General features: G+C 36.2%; 13 protein-coding genes, 2 tRNA genes and 1 riboswitch. Of the genes, 8 read left to right on the top strand and 7 right to left on the bottom strand.

Going from position 1 to position 17,618, the window contains the following annotated elements:
* Window positions 1-14 precede the first annotated feature (14 nt).
* On the top strand, window positions 15-2,585 hold the full coding sequence (locus JP39_RS09265; RefSeq protein ID WP_041501493.1) for a BspA family leucine-rich repeat surface protein: 2,571 nt from the start codon (window positions 15-17) through the stop codon (window positions 2,583-2,585).
* 88 nt (window positions 2,586-2,673) lie between these two features.
* On the opposite strand, the gene JP39_RS09260 is transcribed toward JP39_RS09265, so the two are convergent.
* From JP39_RS09260 to JP39_RS09245, 4 genes are all read right to left on the bottom strand, one after another.
* Window positions 2,674-3,321, bottom strand: coding sequence for a TetR/AcrR family transcriptional regulator (locus JP39_RS09260; RefSeq protein ID WP_041501494.1), 648 nt, complete (start codon window positions 3,319-3,321; stop codon window positions 2,674-2,676).
* Window positions 3,322-3,671: 350 nt separating this feature from the next.
* Window positions 3,672-3,941 (bottom strand): hypothetical protein, encoded by a 270-nt coding sequence (locus tag JP39_RS09255; RefSeq protein WP_041501495.1) that lies wholly within the window; start codon window positions 3,939-3,941, stop codon window positions 3,672-3,674.
* 137 nt (window positions 3,942-4,078) lie between these two features.
* Complete coding sequence (locus tag JP39_RS09250; RefSeq protein WP_048699358.1) at window positions 4,079-4,270, bottom strand: hypothetical protein; 192 nt, start codon at window positions 4,268-4,270, stop codon at window positions 4,079-4,081.
* An 18-nt stretch (window positions 4,271-4,288) separates the two neighbouring features.
* Complete coding sequence (locus JP39_RS09245) at window positions 4,289-5,593, bottom strand: helix-turn-helix domain-containing protein (protein ID WP_048699356.1); 1,305 nt, start codon at window positions 5,591-5,593, stop codon at window positions 4,289-4,291.
* An 86-nt stretch (window positions 5,594-5,679) separates the two neighbouring features.
* A riboswitch (Lysine riboswitch) is annotated at window positions 5,680-5,851 on the top strand.
* Window positions 5,852-6,056: 205 nt separating this feature from the next.
* On the opposite strand from JP39_RS09245, the gene JP39_RS09240 reads away from it, so the two are divergent.
* From JP39_RS09240 to JP39_RS09210, 6 genes are all read left to right on the top strand, one after another.
* Complete coding sequence (locus JP39_RS09240) at window positions 6,057-7,505, top strand: amino acid permease (protein WP_041501496.1); 1,449 nt, start codon at window positions 6,057-6,059, stop codon at window positions 7,503-7,505.
* A 967-nt stretch (window positions 7,506-8,472) separates the two neighbouring features.
* A complete protein-coding gene (serS, locus tag JP39_RS09230) occupies window positions 8,473-9,762 on the top strand; it encodes a serine--tRNA ligase (protein ID WP_041501498.1) in 1,290 nt (429 codons plus the stop codon).
* 64 nt (window positions 9,763-9,826) lie between these two features.
* Window positions 9,827-9,899 (top strand) — tRNA-Asn (locus JP39_RS09225).
* Window positions 9,900-9,985: 86 nt separating this feature from the next.
* Window positions 9,986-10,058, top strand: a tRNA-Thr gene (locus JP39_RS09220).
* Window positions 10,059-10,708: 650 nt separating this feature from the next.
* A complete protein-coding gene (locus tag JP39_RS09215) occupies window positions 10,709-11,410 on the top strand; it encodes a type II toxin-antitoxin system death-on-curing family toxin (protein ID WP_048699352.1) in 702 nt (233 codons plus the stop codon).
* Window positions 11,411-11,429: 19 nt separating this feature from the next.
* Complete coding sequence (locus JP39_RS09210) at window positions 11,430-11,612, top strand: hypothetical protein (protein WP_041501499.1); 183 nt, start codon at window positions 11,430-11,432, stop codon at window positions 11,610-11,612.
* Between the two features lie 222 nt (window positions 11,613-11,834).
* Here JP39_RS09210 and relB read toward each other — a convergent pair whose 3' ends face one another.
* Window positions 11,835-12,065 carry a type II toxin-antitoxin system RelB family antitoxin gene (gene relB / locus JP39_RS09205; protein ID WP_041501500.1) on the bottom strand — a complete coding sequence of 77 codons (231 nt, stop codon included), beginning with the start codon at window positions 12,063-12,065 and terminating at the stop codon, window positions 11,835-11,837.
* 629 nt (window positions 12,066-12,694) lie between these two features.
* On the opposite strand from relB, the gene JP39_RS09200 reads away from it, so the two are divergent.
* On the top strand, window positions 12,695-15,979 hold the full coding sequence (locus JP39_RS09200; RefSeq protein ID WP_041501501.1) for a leucine-rich repeat protein: 3,285 nt from the start codon (window positions 12,695-12,697) through the stop codon (window positions 15,977-15,979).
* 51 nt (window positions 15,980-16,030) lie between these two features.
* Here JP39_RS09200 and JP39_RS09195 read toward each other — a convergent pair whose 3' ends face one another.
* Both JP39_RS09195 and JP39_RS09190 read right to left on the bottom strand, forming a co-directional pair.
* Window positions 16,031-17,023: a WYL domain-containing protein gene (locus JP39_RS09195; RefSeq protein WP_041501502.1), complete on the bottom strand. Its 993-nt coding sequence runs from the start codon at window positions 17,021-17,023 to the stop codon at window positions 16,031-16,033.
* An 18-nt stretch (window positions 17,024-17,041) separates the two neighbouring features.
* Window positions 17,042-17,584, bottom strand: a complete 543-nt coding sequence (locus JP39_RS09190) for a TetR/AcrR family transcriptional regulator (RefSeq protein WP_041501503.1) — start codon at window positions 17,582-17,584, stop codon at window positions 17,042-17,044.
* Between the last annotated feature and the right edge of the window lie 34 nt (window positions 17,585-17,618).

Below are 17,618 nucleotides of genomic sequence, written 5' to 3'. Positions count from 1 at the left end.
AGAGGGTGAAATAATTGAGATTTCAACAATTAAAAAGAAGTTCAAACGTAATATTAAAAAAGAAATTATATAAAAGTGGTACTAGTTGGGTAGTTAAATCCACTTTAGGTCTGATGAGTGGACTAGCTTTATTTGGCGTATCTCAGTCAACAGTTGTTAAAGCTGACAGTGTTAATAATATGTCACCGGTTAGTCAATCTATTTCAAAGCCCGATTCAATGATCCAATCCCAAGCTGATACTGAATCGGGAGATAGCTCTGTTGATTCTTCGGGTTCAGAAATTAAAGCAGAACCTGATGGACAAGCAAGTTTAACAGATGAAAAGGACACTAGTGGTCAATCTAGTTCTGAAGACGGATCTCCAATAGTTGGTCAATCTAGTACACAACCTGATGATCAAGATAAAACTAAAGCTATGATTCCAACAGGACCAGTTGATACAGGTAATGGAGATATCCCAAATAATCAGGATGTACCTAGTATCAGCAATGATGACTCACAGGAAAGCAATAGCTCAGATGATGCAGCGGCATTAGACCAAGAAAGGGAAAAAGAGTCTGATGGTAGTGATATGCATACAGACAATAGTCTTGGGGTTCCTTGGAGTATCAACGGTGATGTTTTGAATATTGAAGGCGGTACATTAAACAATATAACTGACGATAATATGGGTAATTCAAGTGTACCTTGGTCTGACTCAGAGAAAAAAGCAATCACCAAAGTTTCAATTAATGGAGATATTATTGCCGGAGAACATTTTTCTGGGATGTTTGATGGATTTAGTGCTATGACAGAAATCGATGGTCTAGAAAAAATAAATACTAAAAATACAATTGATATGAGTTTCTTATTTTCTGATTGTTCAAGTTTAACGAGTTTGAATTTAAACAATTTGGATGTTTCTAACGTGGAAGATTTCTCTAATATGTTTAATGGAGACGATAATTTAAATACTTTAGATATTTCGAATTGGAAATGGTCAGACGGAGTTGATTTCTTTGGGATGTTTGCAGGAGATCAGCGGTTGGAAACATTGAGCTTGCCGCTTAATTATATTAATTCAACAAATGTTCAGGATAAATCAAAGCTGAATTTTAATTCTATGTTCTCCGATACATTTTCTGATAGTCCTAAATTTGCATCATTGGATATATCTAATCTCGATATGTACGGTACCCAGAGGATATCAAACTTTTTAAGGGGTAACCGGAATATGAATGAAATTACGTTATCGGGTAGAAATGTTTTATATATTGTGGGAAATGATGGAACCCATGTAGTAAATGATTTAGGAGTCGATGGACCTGCTATTGGAAATACAAAACCGGTAGCATGGCAAGCCATTAGTTCTAATGACGATAATGTTCCGGTCGGTACAATAAAAACATCGAAGCAATTAGTAAAAATGTATTCTGGAAATCTTGATAAGAACAGTTTGGTTACTTGGAAATGGGTTTATGAAGTTGCACCCATAAAGTTTCAAGTAGAATATGTTGCAGAGGATGATCCTACAAAATTATTTTCTCCAGGAATTACATACCAGGAAGATCCATATAGAGAGTACGATATGATTCCGCCTTTAAGCAGTTATACTTTACCAGAAGGTGTTTCATTTGATGGTTACTATACGGGTTATCAACCGGAAATTATCCCAACCCCAGCTGATGCAAATGGAATTATCAAAATTAAAGTTCCAAAAAATCTAATAACGTTTGAGGTTATTGAGAAGAATACGGATGGTGTGATTGTAGGTGGAAAGCCACATGATATTTTGGTTGGAGTAGGATCAAGGTATAAGGAAACAAATCTTGATGATGAATTAAAAAAAATATCGAATGATAGAAAAATAATTACTTCTGATGACAAAATAGTCCCTTGTAGCAATATATTATATAAACCTTTTGGAGAAGATTCAATATCCGAAGATATTAGTGACTCATTGATAAATGGAATGTCCGTTGGGGATTCAAATTCCTTGCTATTCTACGGTCGGGCATTTATTACTGAGTTAGCTAATGAATTGCTTCCTCAGCAGCCGGAATATATCGATTTTATGTCAGGATACAAGTATGTTACTACACTGATATATAAACCGGAACCCAGTGATGCACCAGTAATCAACAATAATGGTGGTGGTTCATCCTCAAATTCAAGCAACAGTTCAGAAGCAAATCGTACAGTCGAAGGTATCGAAGGAACCTTAGGCACATACAATGACAGACCAGAAGTTCAACTATACGATGATGAAGGCAGTCAATTAACAGATAGAAAACTTGTTCTAGGTAGTGATTGGTTCACTGATGAAACAATGACTTTGAACAATGATAAATATTATCGTGTGGCTACGAACCAATGGGCAAAAGCTGACGATGTTTATATTTATTACAATCATGATTCCAATGTACTTGTAAATACCGGTTCAGTTGCTGGTTTGGTGACAGCGGACGGCAAGAATGTAACTGATCGTGCATTGCAAGCAAATAGCGGCTGGTATACAGATAGATATATTTACATAAATAATTCTAAATATTATCGTGTCGCAACCAATGAATTTGTTAGTGCTGATAAAGTTCAAGAATACTAAAAAAGCGCTGGAGTCTTTATAAAAAGATTCCAACGCTTTTATTATGTACAGAGGTAATTCTAACGGAAGTGATTCTATTTTAGATAAACTATTTATTAGGAGTCAAACCCCTAACGATAAAATCAGTAACGTGGTTGATTTCTAAAGTTTCGTCCCACTTATTAGGGTCAACGATAATATAATGTTGAATCAAGTATCCTAAAATATTTGAGGCGATGAATCTGAAGATTTCAAGATTGTCCCAATCAATCAGTAAATGTTTGCTCTTCAGTTCATCCAACACCTCATTGAACTGTTTAAAGGATTTTTTAGGAATGCTCTCAATCAAACGGTCATGGATTTCCTGATCGTAGATAAACTCATTTAAAAAAATCTTCATTATCTTATGGTTGTACTTAAAGAGGCCGATGCGATCATTAATCATCGAGTTCAAGAAATATTTCAAATTGAGATTGCCATTTTGATAAGCTGTTTGAGAAAACTGATTCAAATCTTGGGGTAGAATTTTTTGAGTCAATGGTGTCAAAATAGCCATCAATAATTCTTCTTTATTCTTAAATTTACGAAAAATGCTGCCTTCAGAAACGCCTGCATGTTCAGAAATTTCTTTGGTCGAGGTATTGGCATAGCCACGAATCGAGAAGAGATCAATGGCCGATTGGAAAATCAATTTTTGCTTCGGTGTCAGTTTTTCAGTTTTTTCTGCTTCGAGATAAAGATCAAATTGGTTATCCATATGTTTGCCTCTTATATTAATTATTTTGTCTCTAGAAATGAGAATATTCTCATTTCTTCCGATTTGCTTTGGACTACTAGTATAACAATAACACTGCATATCCATAATACATTAGTCGGAGGTTGCGAGGAGATTCAGCTAGCTGTGGAGGTGTTGTAAGAGCTTTAGCTCTTACAACACCGGACGATTTTTGAGACTCGCGGTTTTATGCGAGACTCAAAATCGAGGGTCGAGACCGTACTCTGGCTCGAGCCGGTCTCATAGCAGGCTGAAATCTCCTCGTAACCGGAGACGGACCCAGTTCCATTCTATCCTAAATGGAACTCAAGAGGTAAAACTAAAAAATTTCTTTATGCATGTTTCATAGAACTGTTATTTCTGTAGCCAAAGTAGAATTGAATAATGGCAAGAACGATGTTGACGTAGTTCAAAACATTGAACCATGTGTCGATGCCACTAACTTTGGCAACGCCGAAGTAAACCCAAAATCCCACGATAACTGCAACTACATTGATCCAAGCAAAAGCTTTCTGGAAGTTTTGGTCGTCGGTCTTAAACCACATCCAAATAACATTGACGATAAACCAAATTGCTAAAATCCAAAATATTGTTGTAAACATAATAAAATCCTCCTTTGTGTGATAGTGAGTACTCACTATCAATTTACAAATACGATTATAGTTCTCTAGTTTTAAAATGCAACAAAAAAAGACATTTAAAATCAAAAATGATTTCAAATGCCTTTTATATCAAGCTTTTATAAGACTTTTTTCTTTTTACTACTTTCAATTTTGTTCTTCAATTTGCGGACATAAATCTGATTTAATTGAATCAATAACCAAATATAATCTGGACGAACTGATGAAATATCCCATGAAATGACTTTCAAATCTTCAGGATACTTCTTCTTTTCAATATCCAATGGCAAGACATCCAACGATGTAATCAAAACATCAACGTCCTCGAATTATTCATTAGGAACAATTTCCACGAAGGCGAGGGTTCTGATATTTCTCAAGACAACTTCGGCAGCCTGATTGCCTGGATCGATTAAGACTTTAACTTTGATAATATCTTCCGCACGAATGGTGGAAATATAACTTGGCAAGACTTGGAACAGATTTCTCGAAATCAGCTCGGCCGCATTATAAATTCCAGGGAATTCATTTTGATCGATGTTGGAGAAGAATGTATAAATATCTTTGTAAAGGTCAGTATACGTCTGCTCGGAATCGCTCATGTACATGGTATCCAAATGCATCAGAGAATATGGTGCCATGATGTAATAGAAGACAACGTCACGTGTTACATAAGTCATGATATGCTTCAGAGTCCGCTGATCATGGTAGACCGTCATATCGTCGTGATAGTGTTCCTTTAAGAAATCTATAAAGTGATAAACGAGCGCATAGAACTTAGGATTAATTCTGGCGTTGGCATTGATTGGTTGCTCAAAGGCGGTATCACTTGGTTGAAAGGCAGTCTTTCTGAATAGATTGACCAATTTATTTTCATTATCCAAAGCTTTGACAGGTACGATTGGGTAATCTTCATGGGTCAAAATATCTTCACCAAGATTTTGGTCGCCAAAGACATCGCTATAGTATGGCAAATCTTCGATATAATTACGTTTAATTAAACGAATCCGAGAGATTGCCAGATAATATTTAAGTTGGAAATGCACGATAGGATTGTTAAAAGTAATCCCAGTACGTCCAATAATTTGGTCGATGGAATTCTCTTGAATTAGGCTGAATGGCCATTCTTGACCATGGTATGTGTACCAATAGACATAGTATGCCATCCAACGAATATTTTTTTCATTTCCTTTGATTTCGAGTGTCGAGTTGGAGATCTTGAGACCAAAGTTTTTTAAGAAAGCACGAAATTGTGACATCCGACGGTTAAGGGTAGATTTACTAGTGAAATGTTCATTACTAAAACTCTCAAACGAAGGATTAGCACTGGTTAAACCATAGTTGAAAGCTTGGAAAACAATCGAATTTTTAACCAGATATAGCCGGTAAGTATCGATTGAAATCTTAGTGAAGTCAATTGACTCGATTTTAGTATCGGCGGGGTCAATATCGGGAGTGACATCAGCTAAGTCTTCCAGCAGTGCTTGGAAAATATTGTAAGTTTTCTGGTATGTGAATTCTAGTCTACTACTAATGTTACTTAAATTTACTTCACGAGGAGGTAATGATTTAATAACAGTAAGCATGCGGTATTTCTCGACATCTTGCTTAACTAAGAAAATTTGCTCCAACATTTGTCTTCCCCCGGTAACGTTAAATTAATTTAATAATATACGAAACACTACTTGCTACTATCTTAACATTTATTTATAATGTTTTGTAATCAGATAGAGGTGCAATCTTTATTATTAGTATTTTGGAGTGCGGATAGGGTACTTTGAAAAAATATGAAAGGAAAGTTTGCCGAAATCAATTATCCCTACTTGGTAATTTGATTGGGCTATTGCTTAATAGGCAGTAGACTGTCGTGTTTCAAAACGGGCTTCGAACAACAACTTCCTGTGGTTTACTACGCTTAGCAAATCACGCACAAAATCGTGCGCAATTCGCTAAGCTAGGTAAATCCACGGAAGTTCCCGTTGTTCTACGCCCTCTCAACGCGTTGAGCTATTGATTAATGGGATAATTATAATCCTTATTGTCGGTAGTTCCTCTGATAATAAGGATTTTTTTTATGTCCAAAAAGGGGAATGAAAGATGGAAAATAATGATGTGAATAGGTCGTTGAAGACTCGTCACTTGTCGATGATTGCGCTAGGTGGCTCAATCGGTACCGGCTTGTTCGTTGCGAGTGGTTCTTCAATTTCAACAGCAGGTCCGGGGGGTGCCTTGATAGCTTATGTGGCTATCGGTATTATGGTTTACTTCCTGATGACTAGTTTGGGAGAGATGGCAACTTATATGCCAGTTTCTGGGTCTTTTGCAACATATGCTACAAAATTTATTGATCCTGCCTTCGGTTTTGCGCTAGGTTGGAATTACTGGTTCAACTGGGCGATTACTTTGGCGGTTGATCTCTCCACTATTTCTTTAGTTGTTAAGTATTGGTTCCCAGGTTTGTCGTCGTGGAAAGTCAGTTTGACGTTCATGATTGTGCTCCTGATTATCAATTTCATTTCGGTTGGTTCATTTGGTGAAACAGAATATTGGTTGTCATCAATTAAAGTTACTGCCGTAATTATCTTTTTGATCTGTGGTGTTTTAACTATTATGGGTATTTTAGGCGGACATGGTTCCGTTGGACTTTCAAACTATACGTATAAACATGCTCCATTTGTTGGGGGCGTGCCGGCAATCCTAAGCGTCTTCGTTGTTGCTGGGTTCTCGTTTCAAGGGACTGAGTTGATCGGTATTACAGCCGGTGAATCAGCTACTCCTGAAAAGAGTATTCCAAAGGCTATCAAGCAAGTCTTCTGGAGAATTTTATTATTCTATATTTTGTCAATCGCCGTTATCGGTGCCTTGATTCCTTATACAAGTCCTAACTTGCTAGGTTCAGGCGCTGGCGATATTGCTATCAGTCCATTTACGATTGTTTTCAAAAAAGTTGGTATTCCACTAGCTGCTGGTATCATGAACGCGGTTATCTTAACTTCAGTTATTTCGGCTGCTAACTCAGGTTTGTACGCTGCTAGTCGTATGCTTTGGTCAATGAGTAAAAATGGCATGGCACCAAAGGCTTTCCAAAGAACTAATGGACGTGGTGTGCCAGTATTTTCACTATTATTGACGGCTTTGGTCGGTGGTATTGCCCTGTTCACAAGTTTGTACGGTGATTCATTCTACGAATTACTAGTTGCAGCTTCGGGATTGACCGGCTTTATCGCATGGTTGGGAATTGCTTTCTCACATTATCGTTTCAGAAAAGCCTACATATATAAAGGCTATGATTTAGATGATTTGAAGTATAAAGCAAAATGGTTCCCATTCGGACCTTTATTGGCAATCGTTTTAGGTATTATTATTATCCTTGGTCAAGACGTCCGTTCAATGGTTAACTTCAACATTGGCCGTCTGTTGATCAGTTACAGTGGTTTGATTATTCTCTTCATCTGCTGGATTTACTATAAGGTCAGATATAAGACCAAGTTCATCAAGCTAGAGGATATCGATGTCAAAGCAACCAAAAATGGTGGCCACTACTAGTTGAAATTTATTAGAAATTAAATTATGATAAACAAAGAATATATGTGGTGTTAGTTAAGTATTCCGTCTACAGAGCTGGGAAATATTCTCAAGCTGTGCGGACCGGTCCGAGCCAAAGAGCGGTCTCGAACCTCGGTTTGAAGCCTTGACACAGTTCGTCAAGTCTCCAAACACGCCCGGTGGTATAAGTACGGGAGATTCCTCCCGTACTTATACCACTACCACGGCACACAAATATTTCTCAGCTCTTCCGACTAGTTAATCGGTAATAATTGGACGAAATGTTTGTAATGGATTGTAAACTAGCGCCATGCATAATAAATATAAAAGCTAAGAGAGTGCCTACTCACAAAACCTTTCAGAGAGACGATGGTTGGTGTAAATCGTTATGGTTTTTATTCCAGCATTCTGGTGACGGGTAATGCCGTTCGGTTTGATCCGATAAAATCTGAAAGTGCAGTGTATTTGATATACGCTGAAACTGGGTGGTACCGCGAATGGTCGATTCGTCCCTTTATTGGGAATGATTCGGCCATTTTTTTGTATCAGAGAGTGGAGCAGGCCCGGGAATTTCCGAGCATTTTCGTAGGTTCGTGAATTGCACGCCGAACTTAGCGGGCGATTTACGAACCTATGAAAAGCGGAAGAAATTGGCCTGTGGAACTCGTTTTATTGCAGAGAGCGGAACAAGGGCGGTTAGCTCCTGAGCATTTTCGTAGATAAGTGAATTGCACGCCGATTTTGCGTGTGATTTACTTATCTATGAAAAGCGGAGGGAGTTGCCCTTGTGTAGCTCGTTTCAGAGCCACTGCCTATATAACTCAGGCAAGGTTAAAGATTCATAAGTAACGCATTAACCAAGTTAAACAACGCCACCGAAGTATTTTAATAGCTAGTCTATTAATTTAGTACTCAGCTCTGGAGACGGCATATTTAACTGTAAAAAACAAAGGGAGAGAAAAAACACATGTTAGACATCAAACTAATCAGAAAAGATCCTGATTTCATCAAGAACAAACTATCATCACGTGGCGTAACAGCTGACGAAATCGATGAATTACTTTCATACGATGAAAAACGTCGTGATTTACTTGTTCAAACTGAAACTTTGAAAAAGAAGCGTAACGATGTTTCTCAAGGTATCGCTATGAAGAAACGCAACAAGGAAGACGCTAGTGACGAAATCGCTGCTATGAAACAGGTCGGTGCTGATATCAAGAAAATCGATGCTGAACTTGAAGAAGCAGAAGGCAAAATGAACTATATCTTAGTTCGTCTACCTAACATTCCTGATGATTCTGTTCCTGTTGGTCCTGACGACAGCACAAACGTTGAAATCAGAAAAGTTGGTGCTATTCCTACAGAAGGTTTCAAACCTCGTCACCACTGGGATATCGGTGAAGAACTAGGTATCTTGGATTTTGAACAAGCTACTAAAGTTGCCGGTTCACGTTTCGTTTACTATATCGGAATGGGTGCTCGCCTAGAACGTGCCGTTTATAACTTCATGTTGGATCAACACCAAAAGGAAGGTTACACCGAAGTAATCCCTCCATACTTGGTTAACAACAACGCCATGTTTGGTACAAGTCAATTCCCTAAGTTTACTGAAGATGTTTATACCGTTACAGTTGACGAAAATCCTTTGACATTGATTCCTACAGCCGAAGTTCCTTTGACAAACTACTTTGCTGATAAGATTTTGGATGAAAAAGATTTGCCTAAGTATGTTACAGCTTTGACACCATGTTTCCGTTCTGAAGCAGGTTCAGCTGGTCGTGATACTCGTGGTTTGATCAGAATGCACCAATTTAATAAGGTTGAAATGGTTAAAGTTTCAAAACCTGAAGAATCATACAATGAACTAGAAAAATTAACTGCTAATGCAGAAAACATTTTGAAACAATTGGGACTTCCATATCACGTTATCGTGCTTTCAAGTGGGGATGCCAGTTTCAGTTCAGCTAAGACTTATGACCTTGAAGTTTGGATGCCTGCCCAAGACAAGTATCGTGAAGTTTCAAGTTGTTCTAACTGTCTTGATTTCCAAGCTCGTCGTGCTCACATTAGATATCGTGACGAAAATGGTAAGACTAAGTTGGCTCACACATTGAACGGTTCAGGTCTTGCTGCTGGTCGTACAGTTGCTGCAATCCTTGAAAATTATCAAAACGAAGACGGTTCTGTAACTATTCCTGATGTATTGGTTCCATACATGGGTGGCGTAACAAAAATTACTAAAGAAAATGCCAAATAGTTATTGACCTCAAGTCTATAAATTGATAAAATTTAATAGTTCTGTTAAAGAGCTGTTAAATTATTCCGGTTTAGCTCAGTTGGTAGAGCACCTGACTGTTAATCAGGTTGTCGTCAGTTCGAGTCTGACAACCGGAGTTGAAAATACTTAGGATTTACCTAGGTGTCAAATAAATTACATCTAGTTTCTAGTTCATAGGAATTAGGTGTAATTTTTTTATTAAGCCGTGTTAGCTCAGTTGGTAGAGCATCGGTATCGTAAACCGGCGGTCACAGGTTCGACTCCTGCACACGGCATACTAAGTAGTTTAAAGAAACAGACGAAGAGCTAGAAAGCCTATTAAATTGGTTTCATAGCTCTTTTTTTGTTTCTTAGAAATGAAAACACTTTGCGCGCTACTGATTTCCTTGTTGCTGAGTTAAAGAACGTGCAAAATAATTGTGGTGATTCTTGGCTAACAAGTTATTTGGATATCTGATTTTAAAGGGCTAAATATGATTGAAGATTGATTTTGAGGTTAAAAATAAAAAGAATCCACTGCAATAGGTTCTCCTTTTGATAATTAGTAGAAGCAATCGTGAATCACTTTTACCAAGACTGCGATAGTTTTGATCAGTGGTGTGATTACTTTGATTCTACCAATAAAGTTGTTATTAATTGATAGAGTTTCACTCTGGGTGTTATTGCAATAACACTCAACAAGCATTAGTCAATTATATTTCTCCTTGCTCATTTGATGTTTTGTCCAGCAATGGATCTCGGTTGAGGGAGGAGTTTTTTGTACACAATAAATCATGCTTTGACTCGATTATTCATTACATTATTGTATGGAGCAAAGACTTTTTGTGTTATCATTCTGAGTATCTAATGAATTGTTTTAGAATTGTTAGGATTACTAACCCAAATAAAGCAAATACTATGAACTAGCATTGGAGATGATAGAGAGTTGATTAATACTGATAAGTTTGACGGTTTTTTGATTTGTCCTGGTAATTCTAAAAAGCAAATAAATCAATTTAAACGGCTTTTCGCTAAAGACAATTTAAGTGGAGTTCCCAAGGAACAACAGTATTTACAAATGAGAAGAATTTCTCAAAATGATATGGCCTATTCTTTGGATGCTTTTGTTAATAAAGAACTTGTTGGACAATTCTATATTAAGATAATGCCTTTAAAACTTTCTATTGATACATTTCGAATAATAAATGAGCAATCTGAAAAAATGTTTAGAGAAGAAAGTTTTTATGGAATTAAGGATGAAAAAGGATTGGATAGGGTTAATAACTCAATTTATGGTGGCTTTGGATCTTATGAACCTTATCCGACGGTGACTGACAAGGCTGCGGCATTATGGTATAAAATAGCAACTAATCAGTTTTTCAATAATGGTAACAAGCGTACTGCAATGTTGTCAGCATTGTACCTGATAGTAGGAAGCTTTTATAATTTTGACGTGACCGATGCTAATTTAATGTATGATATTTCTTTAGGGGCCGCCAATAATGAAATAAATATAAAGTATATTGAAAAGTTTATTAGTAAGCACATTACACTTAACTATGACCATATGGCGAATACTTTAGAAAATGGTCATTTTGATTATTCGCAATCACTTGTATTTAAAAATACTGATAACATATTACATTAATACGAAAGAGGTCTTTATAATGAAAATGCCTGCATATAATTTAAAACAGCCACTATCTAAAAATGACTTGATTAAGTCTACATCAAAAGAAGATTTTGCAAAGAAATTATTTAATGATAAAGATGAGATTAAAAAAAATACAAATGAAATTCTAAACAATCCGAAGATTTCATCCGTAGTAAAAAGACTCTCAAAAATTTAATTATTTTAAATTTACCTAATTCTATTATTTATAGGATTAGTTTTTTTATTTTTTGAAATGATAATTGGATAATCACTAGCTCTAAAATTCGAGCAAAAAGCCGTCCACAAGTGGATAGCTAATTGGTTTAAGTTCATCAATACTATTGATATTATGAAATAGCCAGTGAATCATTGATTGGACATGATATTTATCAATCGTGTTTGAATCAAAGTTTATAACTTACGAAAGACCATCAAATTCATCGATTATATCTTCCATGGAAACAGTCTTTTTGTCGTCTTTAATCCAACGCTTGTGGGCTAAGTCAGCGGTTTGCTGATCATAGTCATTCTCTAGTTGTGCCATTGAGTATTTTTTTAACAAATCAGAAGTACTTATTCCGTAAAATTTAGCCATATATTGTAACCACTCATTTTCGTACTCAGAAACTTTAATAGTAAGCTTTGCCATTATATGTTTCTCCTTCGTGTTTTATATTGTAATACGTAAGGAACTTTTTTCAAATAAAAGGTTTTCAACTTTTTATTCGAAAAACTTTGATTCAAAATAGACTTAATATCATCAAAATATAGGCATCAGAGTGACTTATAATTTATTGTTGCATTTATCAAATAATAGATTATCTAAATTTAGTTGATTTTTAGGAAATACAGTTCGAATACATGAAATAGTTTGGCAATGCTGTTATAATGTACTTGCTAATGATTATAGATACATTTTAGATAATGAAATATGATACAAACTCCCAGGAGAAACGCGTAGCGTTTCTCTTTTTTTGTGTCCTCTAGGGGTTTAACTAGAAGTTGAAGTAGCTTTATACTTAGTCCAGTAGGTAAAATATATTTGATGATTTTTCGTATGACGTGAATCATCAAAGTAGAATTTGTCATAAGTTTAAATAAAAATAGTTTCCTTTATGAATGATTGACACAGATTGACACAATTTAGTCATATTTATAAAGATACCTTTTTATAAAGTGATTTTAAGTAATTATGTTAAGATTAATATCGTCTTGTATAAATTAATTTATATTAACGAAAGGACATCTGTGAATATGCGGGTGATTGGTATTTTTTAATTGGTAAATACACGTAAAATTGAACGCGATTTATTGGTAGCCAGCGCCACGTTAGTCGGTTTGAGTGCTGGTATGATGGCGGAAACCAATGTTAAAGCGGATCCAACATCTGGCTCAGGTAATAAAGCCGTCGTTGTTGCAGATGATCCAGATAAAGAAGTCGTCGAGGATGATTCTGAAAGTGATAGTACTTCAGGTGATTCCGATGATTCTTCTAGCGTTGGTAAACAAACTGGTGATTCTGTCGAGTCAAAGACTGAGGATGAAAGTGCATCTGGTACTCAAGCTGGAAATACTGTTGGTGGTAATTCAGATATTCAGGATACAGAGTCAGATATTGGGGATGAAGGATCTGGAGATGATTCTGATACCACAATGGGTAAGGGTTCTCAAGAAGAGGATTCAACTTTGGATGTCACGAAGACTGATGATACTGATAAATCAATTGATATAGCAGATAACAAAGTTCAAGAGGATACTGACGAAACATCTGATTTCAGTTTTAGCAAGGATGCCAATGGCTATTACACTGTAACTGGATATACCGGTGCGGCTCAAAAGGCTGCTAATGGTGGAGTTGCTCCCAAGTATTCAACGGATATTACGATTCCGGATACTTACAATGGGCAACCAGTTATCGCAATTGGTGATAATGCTTTTAACAATGATGATAGTAGCAATGATAACTTGTCGATCGTGGACGGTTTGACTTCGGTTACTCTGGGTAATAATTTACAGTGGATTTCACAGGGCGCTTTTAAAGGGAACAAGTTGACCTCAGTTAGTTTTCCAAATGGTATTTGGTCGATTGGTAATAATGCGTTTGAGGATAACAAATTGACTGACGTTGATTTGAATCAAGTTGCGCAAATTAATGATTCTGCTTTTAAAGATAATGATATTGATAAATTAGTTATTCCTGATAAAACTGATGATATTGCGGAATACGCTTTTGAAAATAATAAGATAACCGAATTAACCTTGGGCAAAAATCTTCAAACCATTAATACTTCAGCTTTTGAAAATAATCAAATTGGTGGGGTTATAACATTACCTGAGAGCTTAACAGGATTAGGTGATCACGCCTTTACTAATAACAAAATCACAGGAGTTAACTTTAATGATAAGTTGACAGTACTTAATACTGGGGTTTTCGAGAATAACGAAATTACCGGTAATCTTGTTTTACCAAACCAGATATCACAAATGGGTGACCATGCCTTTGCCAACAATAAAATTACCGGTCTGAAATTGAATAATAATATAACCGTACTCAATACTGGAGTTTTTGAAAATAACAAAATTACTGGCAATGTCACGTTACCTGATCAGATATCACAGATGGGTGACCACGCTTTTTACAATAATAAAATTACTAGTTTAAAGTTGAGCCAAGGATTAACTTCGCTCAATACTAGTGTTTTTGAAAATAATGAAATCACTGGTAATGTGACGATACCTGATGGAGTGACACAAATTGGTGACAATGCTTTTAATAATAATAAAATAACAGATTTAAAGTTAGGTAAAAAATTAGAAAGTATAAGTACTGGAGCTTTTGAAAATAATGAGATTACTGGTGATGTGACGATACCTGATGAGGTGACACAGATTGGTGATCATGCTTTTACTGATAATAAAATAACAAATTTAAAATTGGGTAAAAAATTAGAAAGTATAAGTACTGGAGCTTTTGAAAATAACGAAATTACTGGTGATGTAGCATTGCCTGATACATTAAGCCAGCTTGGTGACTATGCCTTTAATAATAATAAAATCACTAACGTTAAATTAAGTAATTCGTTAACAGGTATTAGCACGGGTGTGTTCAAGGATAATAATTTACAAGAAAATTTAGTTTTGCCTGATAATATAAGGTATATCGGCGATGACTCTTTTATTAATAATAGTCTCACTGGATTAACCATCAATTCCAAAGCCATTACTATTGGTACATCTTCATTTAAAAATAACAAATTAGCTGGTGTATTAGATGTTCCTGCAAGTGTTACTCATATTGGAGCCAATTCTTTTGAAGGTAATAGTTTGACCGAAGTAGATTTTAATGGTCATCTTGATACTGTCGGTAACGATGCTTTCAAAGGCAATAATTTACAAATTGTTAATGGTACGGGAGATATTGGTACCATTGGTGATGGAGCGTTTTCTAATCAAAGTGGATTACAGATAAAGGCTGATGCTACTTATACACAGGCTTTGGATATCAGGAAGAATATTGCTGGAAAATTGACTTTAACATCTAATAAATTAGCTGGACTGAAATTTTCATTTAACGGCACTGAATTGAATTATGATCCAATTGGTGATAAATTAACTCTTCCGGAAGATTATCGTGGAAAAGATGTCACAATCGAAATTTCGATGATTTCAAGTGGCTCTGATACTGGTTGGTATGGAAGCAGAAAAATAGAACTTATCCTCACCAAGAAAATGGTCACAGCTGATGTAACGATTCCAAGTAATTTGACTACTAATCCCGTTGTAAAGGGAGTTACTGGTCAAGTCGGTACGGATGTAAAAGTTGATGTCCCTGCAGTTGATGGATACGATTCATTTGAACCAACTCAGGTTGATGCGACTGTAAGTGATGACACAATTACCACTAATGATTATGTAATTTATACTAAGAAGAAACCAAGCACGGGTGGAGATTCTGGTAATCCTGATTCTGGTGAACCAACGACACCAACAAAGCCAAGTGAACCGGATAAGCCTTCTACACCAAGTGAACCAGACAATCCATCAACTCCAGTTGAACCAAGTAATCCGGGTACTGGTTCAGATGATGGTAGTCAAACCGAGCCAACTGAGCCCGCAAATCCAGTTGAACCTGTTGATCCGACAGAACCAACTGAGCCCGTTGTTCCAACTATACCAACAGAACCATCTACACCGGGTGAGCCTTCAGATAATTCTGATAGCTCAGGTAATTCTAAGGATAATTCATCCTCAAACAGTGACTCCAGTTCCGATACTTCAGGAGTTATCAACATTGAACAGAATTCAACACAGACTGTTTCTCAAGACAATAGTCATGCGCGGCCTGATGAAAAATATAATTATAACCAAACTTTGAATACAGAAAATCCAATATCACGGACACTTCTGAATCAAAGCAATGCAATTAATAAAGTTAAAGCATCAACAACTTCAACGGGTATGAAGTTACCTCAAACAAGTGACAAGACTAATAATCTAGCATGGTTAGGTACAATAATGTTAGGAATTATTGGCTGGTTTGGGTTTAAACGTAAAGAGGAATAAATAGTACACAAAAAGGGCGGTCAATTTGACCGTCCTTTTGTATTGAAAAAATTAATAACCATCTAAAGTTTCTTGAAGTTCTTTTTTAACTGCCGCAATCAAACTCTGTGGAGATTTAACTGTAACCAGATTGCCTTGACCTAAGACCCACATCTTGGCTCCGTTGAAAAACATATTTCCATAAACAACAACACTGCCGTCAGGATTTTTAAAAATTTTGCCAGATTCGGTACGCTTGATTTTGGAATTAGGCAACTGATCTAAAGCTGCAGGGTAGTAGCCACGATAATTAAATTCGTAAGAGATGGCGCTACCACTATTTAAACGATAGGATTTATTACGGATTGATTCCTCATCCTCATACTTACCCCGAGGTACCTCGAATGTTTTCCGTTTAACTGTAACATCTAAGAATCTATCCAGCCGATATACGTAAGTTATACCATCGTCGATATCTTTTATCTTGTCCGAATTTAGCCGATACATAATAACGTAAAAGTAGTTGCCGGAAAAATATAAACTGAGCGGTAAGCCAACTCTGGTTTTATTAGAATGACCGGCAGGATTGCTGTCGCGATAGGTGAAAGAAATTGCTTTCTTTTTTCTAATAATGTTATGAAATTTTTTAACGCGTTTCACAAGATCGTTATCTTGATTGACAGGTAGATAGCCACCAGTTTTTAATGCTGTCATCATGTCATTAATTTCTTTTTTGTGGTTATCAGAAATAAGCGCAGAAAGACTATTGGATATTTCATTTAATTCTTTTTTTCCAAAAGCTCGACTACCAATTAAAACTTTCATAATTGTGAGTGTTTCTTCGAAATTAAAAAAATCGTTTTGGGTTAGATAATAAATATTATCTTTTGTATCGTGATGAAAATCAAAGTAATCAGAGGGTTTAATAATTTGGTGAATTATTGCCATATCTCGTTCAACGGAACGTTTTCCACAATTGTATTGAACCATATTCTTCTGCGTGTAAATTTTTTCGCCACGGAGCATTCTGGCAAATGTATTCGCAATTCGGGTGTTGCTATCCATTTTGATACATCCTTTCGTTTAGAGACCTGCTTTGATCAGGTTCCATAACATTTCAAAACGTTTATCGTAATTTGGATCGTTCCAGGTTTCCCTAAAATTAGGTAATGTGAAGATTGAAAATGCGGCCAGAATCATCTCTGACTTTTCATAGTCGTTAGCTGGATAATCCATAATTGAATTCATTTGTTGATAAGCACTGATAAGTACATTATGCAGCGCTACGGGATTGTTGTCGATATATTCAGTGTTCAGAGCAAACATCCGCGGATTGTGGTTGAAAGTATTCTTTTTAGCGTTAACAAAAGCCCAGAGCCAGTCGTGGAGCTGTTCTTTGGAAGATTCAGCATTGGAGATATTGATTTGTTGGATAATTTCACGGTTAAACCAAGCCGAAGCAACAGCTTCCCAGAGTGCCTGTTTATTGCGGAAATGTTTATATAAAGCTGCATGGGAAAGCCCCAACTCAGCAGAAATTTGGTCCAAAGTTACATCAGTGTTGCCTGTTTGCATGATTAGCTTTTCGGCAGTCGTGAGAATTTTATCTCGAGTTTTTTGAGCCATGATCAAGAAAGACTCCTTTTTAAATTATGATTAT

The organism is Companilactobacillus heilongjiangensis, from assembly GCF_000831645.3.
GTDB lineage: Bacteria > Bacillota > Bacilli > Lactobacillales > Lactobacillaceae > Companilactobacillus > Companilactobacillus heilongjiangensis.
The sequence above is the reverse complement of the archived record's forward strand: the minus strand, read 5'-3'. Positions and strand labels throughout refer to the sequence as shown.